The organism is Enterobacter sp. Tr-810 (genome assembly GCF_011752765.1).
Classification (GTDB): domain Bacteria; phylum Pseudomonadota; class Gammaproteobacteria; order Enterobacterales; family Enterobacteriaceae; genus Enterobacter; species Enterobacter soli.
This window is the reverse complement of the sequence record NZ_VWWW01000008.1, coordinates 86,140-106,369: the sequence shown is the minus strand read 5'-3', so window position 1 is coordinate 106,369 and position 20,230 is coordinate 86,140. Positions and strand designations below refer to the sequence as shown.

The window sequence follows — 20,230 nt, the reverse complement described above, 5'->3', positions numbered from 1 at the left end:
GAGAGGGGACTGCCCAGTGCGGTCTTTTCCCCCTCGCCCCTTTGGGGAGAGGGTCGGGGTGAGGGGACATAAACCAACGGAGTTATCATGCAAACCATCACCGTCCCGCCACCAAAGCGCAGCTGGTTCTCGCTCTTTAGCTGGGCCATTCTGCTGGCGGTGCTCGTTATCTCCTGGAAGGGCGCGGAAATGGATCCGCTGCTGCTCTTCAAAGATTCCGGCAACATGGCAACCTTCGCCGCCGACTTCTTCCCGCCGGACTTCAGCCAGTGGCAGGACTACCTCGGCGAGATGGCCATCACCCTGCAAATCGCCGTCTGGGGTACCGCCCTTGCCGTCATTCTCTCCATTCCATTTGGCCTGATGAGCGCCGAGAACATCGTGCCGTGGTGGGTGTACCAGCCGATGCGTCGCCTGATGGACGCCTGCCGCGCCATCAACGAAATGGTCTTCGCGATGCTGTTCGTGGTCGCCGTGGGACTTGGCCCGTTTGCCGGGGTAATGGCGCTGTTCATTCACACCACCGGCGTGCTCTCCAAGCTGCTTTCGGAAGCAGTTGAAGCCATCGAGCCCGGCCCGGTTGAAGGTATCCGCGCGACCGGCGCCAACAAAATCGAAGAAATTCTTTACGGCGTGCTGCCGCAGGTAATGCCGCTGCTGATCTCCTATTCCCTGTACCGCTTCGAATCCAACGTCCGCTCCGCCACCGTGGTGGGTATGGTTGGCGCAGGCGGCATTGGCGTGACGCTATGGGAAGCGATTCGCGGTTTCCAGTTCCAGCAAACCTGCGCCCTGATGGTGCTCATTATCATCACCGTCAGCCTGCTGGATTTCCTCTCTCAACGTTTGCGTAAGCACTTCATCTGAGAAGCGAGGCTTTGATTTATATGCACTTATCCAGACATCCGACCAGTTACCCTACCCGCTGGCAAGAGATTGCGGCAAAGCTCGAAGTGGAACTGCGCACCCACTACCGCTGCGGGGATTATCTGCCTGCCGAACAACAGCTTGCCGACCGTTATGAAGTGAATCGTCATACCTTACGCCGTGCCATCGATCAGCTGGTCGAGCGCGGATGGGTTCAGCGCCGTCAAGGCGTGGGCGTGCTGGTGCTGATGCGCCCGTTCGACTACCCGCTCAACGCGCAGGCCCGCTTTAGCCAGAATCTGCTCGATCAGGGCAGTCATCCCACCAGCGAAAAACTGCTGTCGGTACTGCGCCCGGCCTCCAGCCACGTGGCGGACGCGCTGGGTATTCAGGAAGGCGACAACGTGGTGCACCTGCGCACGCTGCGCCGGGTCAACGGCGTGGCGGTCTGCCAGATAGACCACTACTTCGCCGACCTGAGTCTCTGGCCAGTGCTGCAAAACTTTTCCAGCGGCTCGCTGCACGACTTCCTGCGCGATGCCACCGGTATTGCGCTTAAGCGCACCCAGACGCGCATCAGCGCCCGCCGCGCACAGGCCAAAGAGAGCAAAGTGCTGGAGATCCCCAACATGGCCCCGCTGCTTTGCGTGCGCACCCTTAACCACCGTGACGGTGAGATCAACGCAACGGAATACTCCGTCAGCCTGACCCGCGCCGACATGATTGAATTCACAATGGAGCATTGAATGCATTTTGATACCTCCACCCGCCAGCGCTGGATGCGCGTGCTCGCTCATAGTCAGCCTGTCGCGCTGTGTAGCCGCATAAATGCGCTCAGCCTGACGCCAGATTACGAAGCCATCCGCGCGCCGGAGATAGGCCTGGTGCAGATCCAGGCGCGCATGGGCGGAACCGGCGATCGCTTTTTTGCCGGAGACGCCACGCTCACCCGCGCGGTCATTCGCCTGAGTAGCGGCACGCTCGGCTACAGCTACGTGCTCGGGCGCGATAAAGCGCACGCCGAACGCTGTGCGGTCATCGACGCCCTGTTGCAGGAACAACCTCATTTCCAGTCATTAATGGAAACCCTCATTGCCCCGCTGGAAGCTGACCGTGCCGCACGCCTTGCCGCGCGTCAGGCCGAAGTGAATACCAGCCGGGTCGACTTCTTTACGCTCGTTCGCGGAGATAACGCATGACGCTTCAACCCGCTTTTACCCTGGCCGTCCAGGATGCCCAACACAGTTTTCGTCGCCTGCTGAAAGCCATGAGCGAGCCGGGCGTTATCGTGTCGCTGCATCAGCTTTCACAAGGCTGGCTGCCGCTAAACCTGGCCACCACCAGCGTGCTGCTGACCCTTGCCGATAACGACACCCCGGTGTGGCTTTCTGGGCGGATGTCGAACGACATCGCCTGCCAGAACCTGCGTTTTCACACCAATGCCACGCTGGTAGAGCAGCCGCATCAGGCGGTATTTGCCGTGGCGGATGAGCAGATAAGCCACGAGCAACTCAACGCCCTGAGCGAAGGCAGCGCCGTAGCACCGGAAACCAGCGCCACGCTGATTTTGCAGGTATCCAGCCTGAGCGGTGGTCGCATGTTACGCCTGACCGGGGCGGGGATCGCCGACGAGCGCATGGTCGCGCCACAGTTGCCGGAGTGCATCATCCATGAGCTGACCGAGCGCCCGCACCCGTTCCCGCTGGGTATCGACCTGATCCTGACCTGTGGTGAACGCCTGCTGGCAATACCGAGAACCACCCATGTGGAGGTCTGCTGATGTACGTTGCCGTTAAAGGGGGCGAAAAGGCGATAGCCGCCGCCCATGCGTTGCAGGAGCACAGACGACGGGGTGATGAGCAGCTTCCCGAGCTGAGCGTTGCCCAGATAGAACACCAGCTGAATCTGGCCGTCGACCGGGTAATGACCGAAGGCGGTATTGCAGACCGCGAACTGGCCGCGCTGGCGCTCAAGCAGGCCAGCGGTGATAACATCGAAGCCATCTTCCTGCTGCGCGCCTACCGCACCACCCTTGCAAGACTGGCGGTAAGCGAGCCCATTAATTCAGCCGACATGCGCTTAGAGCGCCGTATCTCTGCGGTGTACAAAGATATCCCCGGCGGCCAGCTGCTTGGCCCGACCTACGATTACACCCACCGTCTGCTGGATTTCACGCTGCTGGCAAACGGCGAAACGCCCTCCCTGAACACAGCCGAGCCGCAGCAGGATGCCTCTCCGCACGTGTTTAGCCTGCTCGCACGTCAGGGGCTGGCAAAAGCCGAAGAAGACTCCGGCAGCACGCCAGACGACATCACCCGCACGCCCCCGGTTTACCCCTGCTCACGCTCATCGCGCCTGCAACAGCTGATGCGCGGCGACGAAGGTTATCTGCTGGCGCTCGCCTACTCTACCCAGCGCGGTTACGGGCGTAACCACCCGTTTGCCGCGGAGATCCGCAGCGGCTATATCGATGTGGAAATTGTGCCGGAAGAGCTGGGTTTTGCGGTGAACGTCGGCGAATTGCTGATGACCGAATGCGAAATGGTCAACGGTTTTGTGGCGCCAGAAGACGACGAGCCGCACTTCACGCGCGGCTACGGCCTGGTGTATGGCATGAGCGAACGCAAGGCGATGGCCATGGCGCTGGTCGACCGCGCGTTGCAGGCCCCCGACTACGGTGAACATATTTCCGGCCCGGCACAGGACGAGGAATTCGTGCTGGCTCATGCCGATAACGTGGAGGCCGCAGGCTTTGTCTCGCACCTCAAACTGCCGCACTACGTTGATTTCCAGGCCGAACTGGAACTGCTGAAACGCCTGCAACGGGAGCGATCACATGGCTAAATTAAATGGCTACAACTTCGCGTATCTGGATGAGCAAACCAAACGCATGATCCGCCGCGCCATTTTAAAAGCCGTGGCGATCCCGGGGTATCAGGTGCCGTTTGGCGGCCGCGAAATGCCGATGCCCTATGGCTGGGGTACCGGTGGTATTCAGATCACGGCCAGCGTGATTGGTGAAGCCGACGTGCTGAAAGTCATCGACCAGGGCGCGGACGACACCACTAACGCCGTGTCGATTCGTCACTTCTTTAAGCGCGTAACAGGCGTAAACACCACCGAGCGCACGGAAGACGCAACGCTTATTCAGACCCGTCACCGCATTCCCGAAACACCGCTCACCGAAGATCAGATCCTGATTTTCCAGGTTCCTATCCCGGAGCCGCTGCGTTTTATCGAGCCGCGCGAAACGGAAACCCGCACCATGCACGCCCTGGAAGAGTACGGCATCATGCAGGTGAAGCTGTATGAAGATATCGCCCGCTTCGGCCATATCGCCACCACCTACGCCTACCCGGTCAAGGTCAATGGTCGCTACGTGATGGACCCGTCGCCAATCCCGAAATTCGATAACCCAAAAATGGACATGATGCCTGCGCTCCAGCTGTTCGGCGCGGGGCGCGAGAAGCGCATCTACGCCGTGCCGCCTTACACCCGGGTGGAAAGCCTCGATTTCGACGATCACCCGTTTACGGTGCAGGAGTGGGATGAGCCGTGCGCCATCTGCGGGTCAAAACACAGCTATCTGGATGAAGTGGTGCTGGATGACACCGGCAAACGGATGTTTGTCTGTTCAGACACCGATTTCTGCCGCCAACAGAGCGAGGCGAAAGGCCAATGAAACCGCTGCTTTCGGTCAACAATCTGACCCACCTTTATGCGCCTGGCAAAGGCTTCAGCGATGTCTCTTTTGAGCTATGGCCGGGGGAAGTGCTCGGGATTGTCGGCGAGTCCGGCTCGGGCAAAACCACCCTGCTGAAGTCTATCTCTGCGCGCCTGACGCCACAGAATGGCGACATTATCTATGAAGGCCAATCGCTTTACGGGATGAGCGAAGCTGAACGCCGCCGCCTGCTGCGCACCGAATGGGGCGTGGTGCATCAACACCCAATGGATGGCCTGCGCCGCCAGGTATCAGCGGGCGGAAACATCGGTGAGCGGCTGATGGCAACCGGCGCGCGCCACTACGGCAATATCCGCGCCACTGCGCAGCACTGGCTGGAAGAAGTTGAAATCCCGGCTTCGCGTATCGACGACCTGCCGACAACATTTTCCGGCGGGATGCAGCAACGTCTGCAAATCGCCCGCAACCTGGTCACACACCCGAAGCTGGTATTTATGGATGAGCCAACCGGGGGGCTGGACGTTTCTGTGCAGGCTCGCCTGCTCGACCTGCTGCGCGGCCTGGTGGTAGAGCTGAACCTTGCCGTGGTGATTGTTACCCACGATCTGGGTGTTGCACGCCTGCTGGCCGACCGCCTGCTGGTGATGAAACAGGGTCAGGTGGTGGAAAGTGGATTAACCGACCGCGTGCTGGACGATCCGCACCATCCGTACACCCAGCTGCTGGTGTCGTCTGTTTTGCAGAACTGATGTTGCTGTTGCCGGGTGGCGCTGCGCTTACCCGGCCTACAAACACCGCACCTGTAGGCCGGGTAAGGCGAAGCCGCCACCCGGCAAGAAAACGCCACGAGGCCAAAATGATTCACGTTGAAAATGTCAGTAAAACCTTTGTGCTCCACCAGCAAAACGGCGTGCACCTGCCTGTCCTGCAAAATGCCTCTCTGGAGGTCAGCAATGGCGAATGTGTGGTGCTGCACGGCCACTCCGGCAGCGGTAAATCCACCCTGCTGCGCTCGCTTTATGCCAACTATCTGCCGGATGAAGGCCACATTCACATCCGCCACAATGACGAGTGGGTGGATCTGGTGCAAGCCCCGGCACGCAAGGTGCTGGAAGTCCGCCGTTCAACGATCGGCTGGGTAAGTCAGTTTCTGCGGGTGATCCCCAGGATCTCCGCGCTGGACGTGGTGATGCAGCCGCTGCTGGATCTGGGCGTGCCGCGTGAAACCTGCGCCGCCAAAGCCGCGAGCCTGCTGACGCGCCTCAACGTGCCGGAACGCCTGTGGCATCTCGCCCCTTCGACTTTTTCCGGTGGTGAACAGCAGCGCGTGAACATTGCGCGCGGGTTTATCGTCGATTACCCGATTTTACTGCTTGATGAACCTACCGCCTCGCTGGACACCAAGAACAGCGCAGCCGTGGTTGAACTGATCGAACAGGCCAAAGCACGCGGCGCGGCGATCGTGGGGATCTTCCACGACGAAACCGTGCGTTCGCGCGTGGCAGACAGACTGCACCCGATGGGGACCAACGCATGATCGTTAATAACGTAAAGCTGGTGCTGGAAAATGAAGTGGTTGGCGGCTCAATTGAAATCCAGGACGGGGTGATCCGCGCGTTTGCTGAAACCCAGAGCCGCGCGCCTGAAGCGATGGACGGTGAAGGTGGCTGGCTGCTGCCGGGGCTTATCGAACTGCATACCGATAATCTGGATAAATTCTTTACCCCACGGCCAAAGGTTGACTGGCCCGCCCATTCGGCAATGAGCAGCCACGATGCGCTGATGGTCGCCAGCGGGATCACGACCGTGCTGGACGCGGTAGCAATTGGTGACGTGCGCGACGGCGGCGATCGCCTGGAGAATCTGGAAAAGATGATCAACGCCGTGGAAGAGACGCAAAAACGCGGCCTGAACCGTGCCGAGCATCGTCTACATCTGCGTTGCGAACTGCCGCATCACACCACCTTACCGCTGTTTGAGAAGCTGGTCGGGCGCGAGCCCGTCACCCTGGTGTCGCTGATGGATCACTCGCCGGGGCAGCGCCAGTTTGCCAATATCGAAAAATATCGCGAGTACTACCAGGGAAAATACTCCCTCACTAATGACGAGATGGCGCGTTACGAGGAAGAACAGCTCGCGCTGGCTGCCCGCTGGTCGCAACCTAACCGCCTTTCCATTGCAGCCATGTGCCGTGACCGTAATATTGCGCTGGCCAGCCACGATGATGCCACGCATGAGCATGTGGCGGAGTCTCATCAGCTTGGCAGCGTAATCGCCGAATTCCCGACCACATTCGATGCCGCAGAGGCCTCGCGCAGGCATGGTATGAACGTGCTGATGGGCGCGCCAAACATCGTGCGTGGGGGTTCCCACTCCGGCAACGTGGCCGCCAGCAAACTGGCCTCGCTCGGCCTGCTGGATATCCTCTCTTCTGATTACTACCCCGCCAGCCTGCTGGATGCGGCGTTCCGGGTGGCGGATGACGAAAGCAACACCTTCACCCTGTCGCAGGCGATCCGTCTGGTGACGAAGAACCCGGCCGACGCGCTGCATCTTCAGGATCGCGGTGTGATTGGTGAAGGTAAACGTGCGGATCTGGTGCTGGCGCATCGTAAGGGCGAGCACATCCATATCGACCATGTATGGCGTCAGGGAAAACGGGTGTTCTGATGGGAAGATTAATCTGGTTAATGGGGCCTTCGGGCTCCGGTAAAGACAGCCTGCTGTCGGCGTTACGCCAGCGGGAACATTCGCAGCTGCTGGTCGCGCATCGTTACATTACCCGCGCGGCGAACGCCGGAAGTGAGAACCATATCTCGCTGAGCGAGCAGGAGTTTTTTACCCGTGCCGGGCAGAATTTACTGGCGCTGAGCTGGCACGCTAACGGCTTTTACTATGGCGTTGGCGTGGAGATAGATTTGTGGCTCCACGCCGGGTTTGACGTGCTGGTGAACGGTTCGCGTGCACACCTGACTCAGGCCCGCGCCAGATACGAATCCGCGCTGCTTCCGGTGTGCTTACAGGTATCGCCAGATATTCTGCGAAGCCGGCTGCAAAACCGTGGGCGCGAAAACGCACGGGAGATAGACCTGCGGCTGGAGCGGGCGGCGCGCTATACCCCATCGCAATGTCATATCCTCAACAACGACGGAAGTTTGTTACAGTCAGTGGATAATTTCCTCTCACTTATCCGTCAAAAGGAAAAACAACATGCCTGAGTGCCAGCTTCGCCCTGCCACGCCTGATGATGCCTCTGCCGTCTACGGCCTGATTTGCGAGTTGAAACAAGGCGAGTTCGACCATCAGGCGTTTCACGCGGGGTTTCTCGCCAATCTTCAGGACCGCAACATGCACTATCAGCTGGCAGTGCTCGACGGAACGATTATCGGTATGATTGGGCTGCATATGCAGTTTCATCTGCACCACGCCAGATGGATTGGTGAGATCCAGGAGCTGGTGGTGATGCCCCAGGCGCGAAGCCTGGGAATTGGCAGCCAGCTGCTGGCGTGGGCGGAAGACTACGCTCGCCAGGCGGGTGCTGAGTTGACCGAGTTATCCACCAGTGTGAAGCGCACAAATGCGCACCGCTTTTACGTTCGTGAAGGGTATACCCAGAGCCATTTCCGGTTCACTAAACCGCTGTAGAGGTGCGTTATGAGTCTGACAATCACGCTGACGGGTACAGGTGGGGCACAGCTGGTGCCGGTGTTTGGTTGTGACTGCGCGGCCTGTCGCCGGGCGCGTTTGCAGGATGAACACCGCCGCCGCCCCTGTAGCGCGGTGGTCAAATTCAATGACGCGGTAACGCTGCTGGATGCGGGGATCCCGCACCTGATGGACGACTGGCCAGCTGGCAGCTTCCAGCAGTTTTTACTCACTCACTATCATATGGATCACGTCCAGGGCTTGTTCCCGCTGCGCTGGGGGGTGGGAGCCACCATTCCGGTGTATGGCCCGCCGGATGAAGAAGGCTGCGACGATCTTTTCAAACACCCTGGGCTGCTCGATTTTAGCCGCACCGTTGCGCCGTTCGTAGTATTTGAACTTCAGGGGTTGCGGGTCACCCCGCTGCCGCTCAATCACTCAAAACTGACCTTCGGCTATCTGCTGGAAAGCGCGCACAGCCGCGTGGCGTGGCTGTCGGATACCGCCGGGTTACCGGATAAAACGGTGAAGTTTCTGCTCAACAACCAGCCGCAGGTCATCATCATCGACTGTAGCCACGCGCCGCGTGAAGAAACGCCACGTAATCACAGTGATTTAAATACAGTGATCGCCCTGAATGAGGTGATTGGTTGTCCACAGGTGATACTGACGCACATCAGCCACCAGTTCGACGTATGGATGATGGATAACCCCCTGCCGGACGGGGTTGAGGCAGGGTATGACGGAATGGTATTGGTGCTGGATTAAGGCTTTCTCCCTCTCCCTGTGGGAGAGGGCCGGGGTGAGGGCACCAGACCGCACCCAATCAACGATCGTAATCTTCTTCTAATCGCCGCTCATCATCTTCCAGGCGACGTCTGTCGTCATCAAGCTGGCGCTGACGTTCATCCAGACGGCGACGCTGATCCTCAAGCTGCCTGCGACGGTCGTCATACTGTCGGCTATCCGTGGAACGACGGCTGTCATAACGCTCGTCGTCATCACTGCTGCGATCGCTGCTACTGCTGCTGGGGTTATAGGCGTCATTAATCGCCTTTTGAATGTTGCCAATGGCATCATCAACGATATCGGCGTGAGCCAGTTGGCTGGTCAGGGACAGCAGACCCAATAACAGAGCAGTAGAGTAACGTTTCATAAAGCCAGTCTCGCAGGGGGGCTGGCTTTACTGTATTGAACGGCAGGAGCAGGAGGTAGCGGAGGAATCTCAATTCTTCCCGCGTTCAATAGCCGTAATCGCCTCTACCCGTGTCTGATGTCGCCCGCCTTCAAACGCCGCATCAAGCCAGGCATCGACAATCATTTTTGCCAACTCCAGTCCAACCACGCGCGAGCCAAATGCCAGCACGTTGGTGTTGTTATGCTGGCGGGAAAGCTGCGCGGAATAAGGCTCGCTACAGACCACTGCACGAATGCCGGGAAATTTATTGGCAGTGATAGAGATCCCAACGCCAGTCCCGCAGATCAAAATACCGCTTTCAACCTCCCCGTTGATAATGGCCTGGGCAACAGCGCTGGCATAATGCGGGTAATCCGTTCGCTCTTGTGACCACGTCCCCTTATCCACCACCTCTACACCACGGGCGTTCAGGTGGGCCATGATCTCTTCTTTCAGGATAAAACCAACGTGATCGCAGCCAAATGCAATCCTTCTCATGATATGCCTCGCTATGGGTTAACTTTACGAACTCGATGAGTTTTGTGATTTAGACCGGTTTGTTGTGCAATAAAACCCCAAAACCATCGAGTTCTGTCCGTGTTCTACACCCCTGATTTTCACATTTCAATAGCGAATCTGAAGCCTCTCGCCTTCTCCTGTGTAAAGCGATTCAAAGCAAAACAATACAACAATATGATTTTAAACGAATTAATAAAACAGCGTTACGCAGAAACTTCACAAACAATAAAACTTTATGAATTTATAATTATTGTGAAGTAACCAGCATATTTCCCCGCGCGGATGTGGTGATATAGTGTCGTCTTCATTTTTAAGGACAAAAGAGAGCGATGAGCCAGTCAGAATTTGAAAAAGAGTTACCCAATGGCATCGGCCTTGCGCCTTACCTGCGTATGAAGCAGGAAGGAATGACGGATAACGAAAGCCGTATCGTCGACTGGCTGCTTCAGCCAGGCAATATGAGCGGTGCATCGGCTATCAAAGATGTGGCCGAAACGCTGTTGGTATCTGAAGCCATGATTGTGAAAGTGGCAAAGCTGCTGGGCTTTAGCGGTTTTCGCAACCTGCGCGCGGCGCTGATCGACTACTTTTCGCAATCCGAACAGGTGCTGCCTGCCGAGCTCGCTTTCGATGAAGCGCCACAGGATGTGGTCAATAAAGTGTTTAACATTACGCTGCGCACCATTATGGAAGGCCAGTCGATTGTTAATGTGGATGAAATTCACCGCGCGGCGCGTTTCTTTGCTCAGGCAAACCAGCGCGATCTGTACGGCGTCGGCGGCTCCAACGCCATTTGTGCCGACATCCAGCACAAGTTTTTACGCATCGGCGTGCGCTGTCAGTCCTACCAGGACGCGCACATCATGATGATGTCCGCATCGCTGCTGAAAGAAGGTGACGTGGTACTGGTTGTCTCCCACTCCGGGCGTACCAGCGATGTGAAAGCCGCAGTCGAGTTAGCGAAAAAAAATGGGGCAAAAATTATTTGTATTACCCATAGCTACCATTCACCGATTGCGAAACTTGCCGATTATATTATTTGTTCGCCAGCACCAGAGACGCCTTTATTAGGGCGAAACGCCTCCGCGCGTATATTACAACTCACATTATTAGATGCGTTATTTGTTTCCGTAGCACAACAGAATATTGAACAGGCCACACTAAACATGCAAAAAACGGGCGCAATTGTGGATTTCTTTTCCCCGGGTGCGCTGAAGTAAATAAAAATGTTGATCCCATTTAAAAACGGGATCAACAAAAATATACCCTACATTGAGAACACTGCTATGAATAAATATCTGAAATATTTCAGCGGCGCCGCTATGGGCTTAATGTTATCCACCAGCGCGTTTGCTGCCGCCGATTACGCGGTGGTGTTAAAAACACTCTCCAATCCATTCTGGGTGGATATGAAGAAAGGGATTGAAGATGAAGCCAAAACCCTTGGCGTCAGTGTCGATATTTTTGCCTCCCCTTCTGAAGGTGATTTCCAGTCTCAGTTGCAGCTTTTTGAAGACCTGAGTAATAAAAATTATAAAGGCATTGCCTTTGCCCCTCTCTCGTCCGTGAATCTGGTGATGCCCGTGGCCCGCGCCTGGCAAAAGGGTATTTATCTGGTGAACCTCGATGAAAAAATAGATATGGATAACCTGAAAAAAGCCGGTGGTAACGTCGAAGGTTTCGTCACCACAGATAACGTGGCCGTAGGCGCAAAAGGCGCCGGCTTTATTATCGATAAGCTCGGTGCGCAGGGGGGAGAAGTCGCTATTATTGAAGGGAAAGCCGGTAACGCATCAGGCGAAGCACGCCGCAACGGCGCGACGGAAGCCTTCAAAAAAGCAAGTCAAATCAAGCTGGTTGCCAGCCAGCCTGCCGACTGGGATCGCATTAAAGCCCTGGATGTAGCGACAAACGTTCTGCAACGAAACCCGAATCTGAAAGCGTTCTACTGCGCAAACGATACCATGGCCATGGGCGTGGCACAGGCCGTGGCGAATGCCGGTAAAACAGGTCAGGTGCTGGTCGTTGGCACAGACGGTATCCCGGAAGCCCGCAAAATGGTGGATGCCGGACAGATGACCGCCACCGTGGCGCAAAACCCGGCGGATATTGGGGCAACCGGCCTGAAGCTGATGGTCGATGCCGCAAAGACCGGGAAGGTGATCCCGCTGGAAAAAGCGCCTGAATTCAAGCTGGTGGATTCAATTCTGGTGACGAAATAATAAAGCCCTCACCCCAGCCCTCTCCCACGGGGAGAGGGTGAACAGAGAAGGAAGTAAACATGGTCACGCCATATATATCCATGGCGGGGATCGGCAAATCCTTTGGTCCGGTTCACGCATTAAAATCGGTTGATTTAACTATATATCCCCACGAGATCCACGCGTTATTAGGGGAGAATGGTGCCGGTAAATCAACCTTAATGAAAGTATTGTCGGGAATACATGAACCGACCAAAGGCACGATTACTATTAATGAAACCCATTACGACAAACTCGATCATAAACTGGCTGCACAGCTGGGCATCGGCATTATTTATCAGGAACTCAGCGTCATTGATGAATTAACCGTGCTGGAGAATTTATATATCGGCCGTCATCTGACGAAAAAAGTCTGTGGCATCAATCTTATCGACTGGAAAGAAATGCGTATTCGTGGCGCGATGATGTTATTACGCATCGGGCTAAAAGTGGATTTAGATGAGAAAGTGGCGAATTTATCCATCAGCCACAAACAAATGCTGGAAATTGCCAAAACCTTAATGCTCGATGCCAAAGTGATCATTATGGATGAACCGACCTCTTCGTTAACCAATAAAGAAGTCGATTATCTGTTCCTGATCATGAATCAACTGCGCAAAGAAGGCACGGCCATTGTCTATATCTCGCATAAGCTGGCGGAAATTCGCCGCATTTGCGACCGCTACACGGTCATGAAAGACGGCAGCAGCGTGTGCAGTGGCATGGTAAGCGACGTCTCCAACGACGATATCGTGCGCCTGATGGTGGGCCGCGAGCTGCAAAACCGCTTTAACGCCATGAAAGAGAGCACCGGCAACGTCGAGCGCGACACGGTCTTTGAGGTGAAAAACGTCACCAGTCGCGACAAGAAAAAAGTGCGCGATATTTCGTTCAGCGTGAATCGCGGTGAAATCCTCGGCTTTGCCGGGCTGGTCGGCTCTGGGCGTACCGAGTTGATGAACTGCCTGTTCGGTGTGGATAAACGTGCAAGCGGTGAAATCCGCCTTAATGGCAAAACCATCTCCCCACGCTCGCCGCTGGACGCACTGAAAAAAGGGATGGCTTACATCACCGAAAGCCGCCGGGATAACGGCTTTTTCCCCAACTTCTCTATCGCCCAGAACATGGCCATCAGCCACAGCCTGAAGAGCGGTGGCTACAAAGGGGCAATGGGTCTGTTTCGCGAAAGCGAGGAGCGTAAAACCGCCGAAGCACAGCGGCAGCTGCTGGCGCTGAAATGCCATAACGTTGAGCAAAACATTACCGAGCTCTCCGGCGGTAACCAGCAGAAGGTGCTGATTTCCAAATGGCTGTGCTGCAACCCGGACGTCATTATTTTTGACGAACCCACCCGCGGAATCGACGTCGGCGCAAAAGCCGAAATCTACAAGGTGATGCGCGGGCTGGCCGACGAAGGAAAGGTCATCCTGATGGTGTCATCTGAATTACCTGAAATTATCGCCGTCTGCGACCGCATCGCCGTGTTCTGCGAAGGGCGACTCACGCAAATCCTGACCAATCGCGACAACATCAGCGAAGAGGAGATCATGGCATGGGCATTACCACAAGAGTGAAAAGCGATATGGCCGAGAAAAAGCCGTTTAACTTCGCGTTGTTCTGGGACAAATACGGCACCTTTTTCATCCTCGCGATTATCGTGGCCATCTTTGGCACGCTGTCGACGGAATATTTCCTGACCACCAACAACATCACCCAGATTTTTGTCCAGAGTTCGGTGACGGTGCTGATTGGGATGGGTGAGTTTTTTGCCATCCTGGTCGCGGGCATCGACCTGTCCGTGGGTGCCATTCTGGCGCTGTCCGGCATGGTGACCGCCAAGCTGATGCTGGCTGGCGTCGACCCGTTCCTCGCGGCGCTGATTGGCGGCGTGCTGGTCGGCGGTGCGCTGGGGGCGATTAACGGCTGTCTGGTGAACTGGACCGGACTGCATCCGTTCATTATCACCCTCGGCACTAACGCCATTTTCCGTGGCATTACGCTGGTGATTTCCGATGCTAACTCGGTGTACGGCTTCTCGTTCGACTTCGTGAACTTCTTTGCCGCCAGCGTGTTAGGTATCCCGGTGCCGGTTATCTTCTCGCTGATTGTGGCGGTGATCCTGTGGTTCCTCACCACCCGAATGCGGCTCGGACGCAACATCTACGCCCTGGGCGGTAATAAGAATTCAGCGTTTTACTCCGGTATCGATGTGAAGTTTCACATCCTGGTGGTGTTCATTATCTCCGGCGTGTGTGCCGGACTTGCGGGCGTTGTCTCAACCGCGCGCCTGGGCGCTGCTGAACCGCTGGCCGGGATGGGGTTTGAAACCTATGCCATCGCCAGTGCCATTATCGGCGGCACCAGCTTCTTCGGCGGCAAGGGTCGCATTTTCTCGGTCGTGATTGGCGGTCTTATCATCGGCACCATCAATAACGGACTCAACATCTTACAAGTACAAACCTATTACCAGCTGGTGGTGATGGGCGGGTTGATTATCGCCGCTGTCGCCCTCGATAGACTGATCAGTAAGTAAGGAATTCACTATGAAAATTTCACCCTCCCTGATGTGTATGGATCTGCTGAAATTCAAAGAACAGATCGAATTCATTGACCAGCACGCGGACTACTTCCATATCGACATCATGGATGGCCATTTTGTGCCTAACCTGACGCTGTCACCGTTTTTTGTCAGCCAGGTGAAGAAGCTCGCCACCAAACCGCTGGATTGTCACCTGATGGTGACCCGCCCGCAGGATTACATCAGCCAGCTGGCACAAGCCGGGGCCGATTTCATCACCCTGCACCCGGAAACCATCAACGGCCAGGCGTTTCGTCTGATTGACGAAATCCGCCGTCACGGCATGAAAGTGGGCCTGATCCTCAACCCGGAAACCCCGGTTGAGGCAATGAAATACTATATTCATAAGGCGGACAAAATTACCGTGATGACCGTAGATCCAGGCTTTGCCGGACAGCCATTTATCCCGGAAATGCTGGACAAAATCGCCGAACTGAAGGCCTGGCGCGAGCGCGAAGGGCTGAGCTACGAAATTGAGATCGACGGCTCCTGTAACCAGGGCACCTATCACAAACTGATGGCCGCAGGCGCAGATGTGTTTATCGTCGGCACCTCGGGTCTGTTTAACCACGCTGAGAATATCGGCGATGCATGGCAGCTGATGGCCGGGCAGATCCTGTCGGCACGAAACGAGGTCGTTCCTCATGCAAAAACAGCCTGATGTCGTAGCCGGAGTGGATATGGGAGCAACCCATATCCGATTTTGCCTGCTGGCAGGCGATGGCACCGTGCTGCACTGCGAAAAACAGCGCACGGCGGATGTCATTCGCCCCGGTGTGGTGGATGGCGTGGCAGAGTTGATTAGTACGCAGCTTCGGCACTATCAGGTTTGCTGCCGGGGCCTGGTGATGGGGTTCCCGGCTCTGGTTGGCAAAGACAAACGCACCATTATCTCAACGCCAAACTTACCACTTCAGGCAAATGCGTTGCTCGACCTGGCCGGGAAACTGGAAGCGGCCCTGGGCTGTCCGGTGGAGTTTTCCCGCGACGTTAACCTGCAACTCTCGTATGACGTGGTGCAACACAACTTACAGCAGCAACAAGTTCTGGCGGCTTATCTCGGGACGGGAATGGGGTTTGCCGTGTGGCTTAATGGCGCCCCCTGGACGGGTGCGCACGGCGTGGCGGGTGAACTCGGCCATATTCCGCAGGGTGATATGTCGCGCCAGTGCGGCTGCGGTAACGCCGGGTGTCTGGAAACTGTCTGTTCAGGTATTGCCCTGAAACAGTGGTATGAGCAAGAGCCGCGCGGGTACGCCATTGGCGATATCTTTACCGCCGCTCGCGATGAACCCTTTGTTCAGCAGCTGCTCGACCATGCAGCACGCGCCATTGCCACCAGCGTGAATCTGTTCGACCCGGACGCGGTGATCCTCGGCGGTGGAGTGATGGATATGGCCGATTTTCCGCGCGAGGTGTTGATAAGCGGTATTAAACGTCATCTGCGCCGTCCTCTGCCTTATGAAGCCGTGCGGTTTATTACCGCCTCATCATCGGCATTTAACGGGGCGCAGGGGGCAGCCGCTCTCGCACGCAGCCAGTTTATGCCGTCACCTTACGTAGCGCCTGCGCCAGCTGTACACGGGTAAAAGGTTTGCGTAATAACGCCACGTCCGGCAGCTGCGGGTTATGCGCCGGACGGAGATCCTGGCCGCTCATCAGCAGCACCGGTAGCTGCGGGAACTGGGTTCGCACCTGGTTAATCACCTCTGCACCGCTTAAGCCGCCTGGCAACATTAAATCACTGATAAACATGCCAATATCTGGCGAAGCATTCAGCATGTCCAGCGCCTGCTCGCCGCTTTCCGCTTCAAGCGTCAGGTAACCTAGCTGGTGAAGCTGCTCGCACAGGGTCTGGCGAACATCACTCTCATCTTCCAGCACCAGCACCAGCCGATCGCTGTCTGCCGCGGTGGCCGCTGCCAGCGTCTCATCCCGGGGAACGGGCGCAAGCGTTGAACGCGGCAACTGTAGCCGCACCGTGGTCCCCTGTCCCGGCGCGCTTTCTATCTCCACGCGCCCCCCGGACTGGCGCACAAATCCGTAAACCATCGACAGCCCCAACCCACTACCGCTGCCGGTCTGCTTGGTGGTGAAAAACGGCTCGAAGACCTGGGATTTCACCTCCTGCGACATCCCGCAGCCATGATCGATAACCTCCAGCGCCACCATGTCCTGCCTGCGTCCGTCGCTGCGGGTGACGCGCTGGTTCCAGGTGCGAACCTTAATCACCCCAGATTGCCCTTCCATAGCATCACGGGCGTTCATCACCAGGTTGATAATGGCGTTTTCCAGCTGGCTGACGTCAATCCACGCCGGCCAGGCCGGGGACTGCGCTTCGATATCCAGCGTGATGGTGGCGGGCAGCGAGTGACACATCAGTTCGCCGAGGTTTTCCAGCAGCGGTTTCATCTCAACCGCGTGGGGATTCAGGGACTGTTTGCGGGAAAATGCCAGCAAACGCTGGGTCAGCAATGCCCCGCGTTCGGCCGCCTTGAGCGCCCGGTTGATACGCAACGCATCCGGCGAGGCGGGATCGGTTAATTCCAGGCTGCCGATAATCACCGCCAGCAGGTTGTTAAAGTCATGCGCCAGCCCGCCCGTCAGCTGCCCGACGGCCTTCATCTTCTGGCTGTGCAGCAGCGCCTCCTCCAGCCCCTGACGCTCTATGCGGTCTATCTCCATCTGCGAGGTTTTTTGTTTCAGCAGCCGGGTGGTGTGCTCAAGCGATGCCGTGTTGCGGGCAAAAACGTTAAACGCGCGCGCCAGCTCCCCCAGCTCATCGCGCCGTTGCAGTGCGGGAACCGAGACATCCTGCTCCCCGTGGGCAAGGCGCGACATTGCTCTGGAAATCGCCGTCAGGTTAGTTCCAAGATTGCGGTAGATATACCAGCAGGCGCAGCCGGTGATAATCAGCGCCAGCAGAGCAAACACGCTGATAAAGACGCTGATGGAGCGCAACTCCTGATGGCTCTGGGCGGTACGCAGGGTGGAGGCTTGCGCGACCTGCTCAACGTACTGATTGATGTCGCTGTTTAAAATAGCCACCAGCGCCTTGATGTGAAACATATACCAGCTGATAGACAAATCGCTCTCTTCCAGCTGGTTAGACAACGGGCCGAGCTTGCGCAGTTCGTTGACAAAGTCGGGCAGTACCATGTTCACCACCGGCTGTGTGGCACTGCGGGGTAAGGTTGCCGTTACCGCATCCAGTTGTTGAACCGTGGCGCGCGGCGAAGGTGTTTCGATGGCGGCGATGATAAGCCGGTCCATTTCCATAAGCTGCTGCGCATCCGGCACATTGCTGTCGAAGCGGCGGTTAATGTCCTGCAAATGGCGCAGGTAGCTTTGGCTCTGGTAGAGCGAGCTGAGCAGCGCATTACGCTCCAGATGCCGGCGCTGCCCGCGCTCCAGCATCCCCGTCACGCTCTGCTGTAATTCATTGCTCCTGCGAATAATTCGCGCCACCAGCGCCGGCTCCTGCTGGGCCAGTGGCGCATCGGCAAGTTGCTCCAGCGAATGACGCAGTGCCATTTGCGTTTGCTTCAGCCTGTCGGCTTCACCTTTGTATTCCAGCGCCCCCACCACCTGAGAGAGCCGCACTGCCGCCGTGGCCACATTCGCCGTATCGCGCGCAAGGTTCATGCTGCCGGTCATGTCATCCAGCGTTTGCTGCTGCACCTGCTCCTGGATCTGGCTGGCATGGCGAAAGCCAAGCACCGCCACGCCGCTGACCATTAACGTCACCGCTACCACCAGCAGATTAAAAATCAGCAGGCGTCCGCGGGCACTGGCGAAGAACGGGGGACGGCGTGATGGCATCTGTTTAGGCTCCTTTGCGGTCTGATGCCCTCACCCTGGCCCTCTCCCACGGGGAGAGGGAAAAGAAAAATGTGACGGCGATTAGCTATTCATAACTATGACAAATATGAACAGCTTCTGACATTTTGCATTTACGAACCTGTGATGAAGTGCGGATATCGACATTTGCAGGAGATCCGCCATGAGCAGAACCCCGGTATTAGAGATGCGCAACATTGCCAAGACATTTGGCAATTTCCACGCGCTCAAGGGTGTGGATTTGACGGTTTTCCCCGGTGAGATCCACGCGTTAATGGGTGAAAACGGCGCGGGTAAAAGCACGCTGATGAAGATCCTCGCCGGAGCCTACACCGCCACCAGCGGCGAGATCCTGATCGACGGCCAGCCGTTCCATATCAAAGGTCCAAAAGATGCGCTGGCCGCAGGCATAACCTTGATTTATCAGGAGATGCAGCTTGCTCCCAACCTGACCGTTGCCGAAAACATCTTTCTTGGCAGCGAACTGTCGCGCGGCGGGCTGGTGCAGCGTAAAGAGATGGCCGCCCAGGCTCAGGCCGTTATTGACCGCCTGGGTGCACACTTCAAAGCGACTGACCTGGTGATGAGACTCACCATCGCCGAACAGCAGCAGGTGGAGATCGCCCGCGCCCTGCACCGCAACAGCCGCATTCTGGTAATGGATGAACCCACCGCCGCCCTCTCCTCGCGCGAAACCCATCGCCTGTTTGAGCTGATTTTGCGCCTGCGTGATGAAGGGATGGCGATTATCTATATCAGCCACCGTATGGCGGAAGTGTACGAGCTCTCCGACCGCGTCAGCGTTCTGCGTGACGGGCAGTACGTCGGCAGCCTGACACGCGACAAACTCAATGCGTCTGAGCTGGTCAGGATGATGGTCGGCCGCCCGTTAAGCGACCTGTTCAACAAAGAGCGCGATATCCCGCTCGGCAGCCCGCGTCTTAACGTGCATCACCTGACCGACGGCAAAAAAGTACAGCCCTGTAGCGTTCAGGTGCGTTCCGGCGAAATTGTTGGCCTGGCCGGGTTGGTTGGCGCCGGGCGTTCCGAGCTGGCACAGCTGATTTTTGGCGTGCGCAAAGCCACAGGCGGAATGATCGAAGTGGACGGCGAACCGGTGGTGATCCACTCCCCACGCGCCGCCATTGATAACGGCATTGGTTTTCTGACCGAAAACCGCAAGGAGCAAGGTCTGTTCCTGGAGCTGGCGGCGCAGGAGAACATCACCATGGCGACGCTTGAACGCGACGCCACCTTCGGCATGTTGAATCGTAAAAAAGCCCAGTCCATCTCCGATGATGCCATCGCCCTGCTCAATATTCGCGTTCCCCACTCCCAGGTGCGGGCGGGTGGATTGTCCGGTGGGAATCAGCAAAAGCTGCTGATCTCACGCTGGGTGGCAATAGGCCCGCGCATTCTGATTCTGGATGAGCCAACGCGCGGCGTGGACGTGGGCGCGAAAAGCGAAATCTACCGCATCATGAACCAGATGGCGCGCAAAGGGGTGGCCATTTTAATGATCTCCAGCGAGCTGCCGGAAGTGGTGGGCATGAGTGACCGGGTCTATGTGATGCGCGAAGGCAGCATTGCGGGCGAGCTGCACGGGCACGACATCACCCAGGAAAACATTATGACGCTGGCTACCGGCGTGAACGACTCTCATCATCAGGCGGTGTAAT

The 20,230-nt window shown here is 56.9% G+C and carries 22 protein-coding genes; 19 read left to right on the top strand and 3 right to left on the bottom strand.

The annotated features are described in order from the left end of the window. The first annotated feature begins 87 nt into the window (after nt 1-87). From phnE to phnP, 12 genes are all read left to right on the top strand, one after another. On the top strand, nt 88-867 hold the full coding sequence (gene phnE, locus F3J30_RS19720; RefSeq protein ID WP_014068571.1) for a phosphonate ABC transporter, permease protein PhnE: 780 nt from the start codon (nt 88-90) through the stop codon (nt 865-867). Nucleotides 868-887: 20 nt separating this feature from the next. Then, nucleotides 888-1,613: a phosphonate metabolism transcriptional regulator PhnF gene (gene phnF / locus F3J30_RS19715; RefSeq protein WP_014068570.1), complete on the top strand. Its 726-nt coding sequence runs from the start codon at nt 888-890 to the stop codon at nt 1,611-1,613. Next, on the top strand, nt 1,614-2,066 hold the full coding sequence (gene phnG, locus F3J30_RS19710; RefSeq protein ID WP_166718295.1) for a phosphonate C-P lyase system protein PhnG: 453 nt from the start codon (nt 1,614-1,616) through the stop codon (nt 2,064-2,066). Then, nucleotides 2,063-2,647 (top strand): phosphonate C-P lyase system protein PhnH, encoded by a 585-nt coding sequence (phnH, locus tag F3J30_RS19705; RefSeq protein ID WP_134708629.1) that lies wholly within the window; start codon nt 2,063-2,065, stop codon nt 2,645-2,647. Before phnG ends, phnH begins: the two co-directional genes overlap by 4 nt. Further along, the gene (locus tag F3J30_RS19700) at nt 2,647-3,711 is read left to right on the top strand and encodes a carbon-phosphorus lyase complex subunit PhnI (RefSeq protein WP_166718294.1); all 1,065 of its coding nucleotides are present in this window, start codon (nt 2,647-2,649) and stop codon (nt 3,709-3,711) included. The genes phnH and F3J30_RS19700 overlap by 1 nt, the downstream gene beginning before the upstream one ends. Then, nucleotides 3,704-4,549, top strand: a complete 846-nt coding sequence (gene phnJ, locus F3J30_RS19695; protein WP_166718293.1) for an alpha-D-ribose 1-methylphosphonate 5-phosphate C-P-lyase PhnJ — start codon at nt 3,704-3,706, stop codon at nt 4,547-4,549. The genes F3J30_RS19700 and phnJ overlap by 8 nt, the downstream gene beginning before the upstream one ends. Beyond that, nucleotides 4,546-5,301, top strand: coding sequence for a phosphonate C-P lyase system protein PhnK (gene phnK / locus F3J30_RS19690; RefSeq protein WP_166718292.1), 756 nt, complete (start codon nt 4,546-4,548; stop codon nt 5,299-5,301). Before phnJ ends, phnK begins: the two co-directional genes overlap by 4 nt. 107 nt (nt 5,302-5,408) lie before the next feature. Further along, on the top strand, nt 5,409-6,089 hold the full coding sequence (phnL, locus tag F3J30_RS19685) for a phosphonate C-P lyase system protein PhnL (protein WP_166718291.1): 681 nt from the start codon (nt 5,409-5,411) through the stop codon (nt 6,087-6,089). Next, nucleotides 6,086-7,222: an alpha-D-ribose 1-methylphosphonate 5-triphosphate diphosphatase gene (gene phnM, locus F3J30_RS19680; protein ID WP_166718290.1), complete on the top strand. Its 1,137-nt coding sequence runs from the start codon at nt 6,086-6,088 to the stop codon at nt 7,220-7,222. Before phnL ends, phnM begins: the two co-directional genes overlap by 4 nt. After that, nucleotides 7,219-7,770 (top strand): ribose 1,5-bisphosphokinase, encoded by a 552-nt coding sequence (gene phnN / locus F3J30_RS19675; RefSeq protein WP_041162175.1) that lies wholly within the window; start codon nt 7,219-7,221, stop codon nt 7,768-7,770. The genes phnM and phnN overlap by 4 nt, the downstream gene beginning before the upstream one ends. Next, complete coding sequence (gene phnO / locus F3J30_RS19670; protein ID WP_166718289.1) at nt 7,763-8,197, top strand: aminoalkylphosphonate N-acetyltransferase; 435 nt, start codon at nt 7,763-7,765, stop codon at nt 8,195-8,197. Before phnN ends, phnO begins: the two co-directional genes overlap by 8 nt. A 9-nt stretch (nt 8,198-8,206) precedes the next feature. Further along, on the top strand, nt 8,207-8,965 hold the full coding sequence (phnP, locus tag F3J30_RS19665) for a phosphonate metabolism protein PhnP (protein ID WP_014068560.1): 759 nt from the start codon (nt 8,207-8,209) through the stop codon (nt 8,963-8,965). A 58-nt stretch (nt 8,966-9,023) separates the two neighbouring features. Here phnP and yjdP read toward each other — a convergent pair whose 3' ends face one another. Further along, nucleotides 9,024-9,353 carry a DDRRRQL repeat protein YjdP gene (gene yjdP, locus F3J30_RS19660; RefSeq protein WP_166718288.1) on the bottom strand — a complete coding sequence of 110 codons (330 nt, stop codon included), beginning with the start codon at nt 9,351-9,353 and terminating at the stop codon, nt 9,024-9,026. 69 nt (nt 9,354-9,422) lie between these two features. Continuing rightward, nucleotides 9,423-9,872, bottom strand: coding sequence for a bifunctional allose-6-phosphate isomerase/ribose-5-phosphate isomerase RpiB (gene rpiB, locus F3J30_RS19655; RefSeq protein ID WP_166718287.1), 450 nt, complete (start codon nt 9,870-9,872; stop codon nt 9,423-9,425). A gap of 350 nt (nt 9,873-10,222) precedes the next feature. Between rpiB and alsR the strand changes: the two genes are divergently transcribed. From alsR to alsK, 6 genes are all read left to right on the top strand, one after another. Beyond that, nucleotides 10,223-11,113: a D-allose utilization transcriptional regulator AlsR gene (alsR, locus tag F3J30_RS19650; RefSeq protein WP_014068557.1), complete on the top strand. Its 891-nt coding sequence runs from the start codon at nt 10,223-10,225 to the stop codon at nt 11,111-11,113. Between the two features lie 66 nt (nt 11,114-11,179). Beyond that, nucleotides 11,180-12,115, top strand: coding sequence for a D-allose transporter substrate-binding protein (gene alsB / locus F3J30_RS19645; protein ID WP_014068556.1), 936 nt, complete (start codon nt 11,180-11,182; stop codon nt 12,113-12,115). A gap of 59 nt (nt 12,116-12,174) precedes the next feature. Continuing rightward, entirely contained in the window at nt 12,175-13,707 is a 1,533-nt protein-coding gene (gene alsA / locus F3J30_RS19640) for a D-allose ABC transporter ATP-binding protein AlsA (protein ID WP_166718286.1), read from the top strand. After that, nucleotides 13,686-14,666 carry a D-allose ABC transporter permease gene (gene alsC, locus F3J30_RS19635; RefSeq protein WP_014068554.1) on the top strand — a complete coding sequence of 327 codons (981 nt, stop codon included), beginning with the start codon at nt 13,686-13,688 and terminating at the stop codon, nt 14,664-14,666. Before alsA ends, alsC begins: the two co-directional genes overlap by 22 nt. A gap of 10 nt (nt 14,667-14,676) precedes the next feature. Further along, a complete protein-coding gene (alsE, locus tag F3J30_RS19630) occupies nt 14,677-15,372 on the top strand; it encodes a D-allulose 6-phosphate 3-epimerase (protein WP_166718285.1) in 696 nt (231 codons plus the stop codon). Continuing rightward, entirely contained in the window at nt 15,356-16,300 is a 945-nt protein-coding gene (alsK, locus tag F3J30_RS19625; protein ID WP_166718284.1) for an allose kinase, read from the top strand. The genes alsE and alsK overlap by 17 nt, the downstream gene beginning before the upstream one ends. Here the strand turns inward: alsK and F3J30_RS19620 are convergent. Beyond that, nucleotides 16,254-18,533 (bottom strand): ATP-binding protein, encoded by a 2,280-nt coding sequence (locus tag F3J30_RS19620; protein WP_166718283.1) that lies wholly within the window; start codon nt 18,531-18,533, stop codon nt 16,254-16,256. The genes alsK and F3J30_RS19620 overlap by 47 nt on opposite strands. A gap of 181 nt (nt 18,534-18,714) precedes the next feature. Here F3J30_RS19620 and F3J30_RS19615 point away from each other — a divergent pair, with 181 nt between their 5' ends. Beyond that, nucleotides 18,715-20,229, top strand: a complete 1,515-nt coding sequence (locus F3J30_RS19615) for a sugar ABC transporter ATP-binding protein (RefSeq protein WP_166718282.1) — start codon at nt 18,715-18,717, stop codon at nt 20,227-20,229. Nucleotide 20,230: the final 1 nt, after the last annotated feature.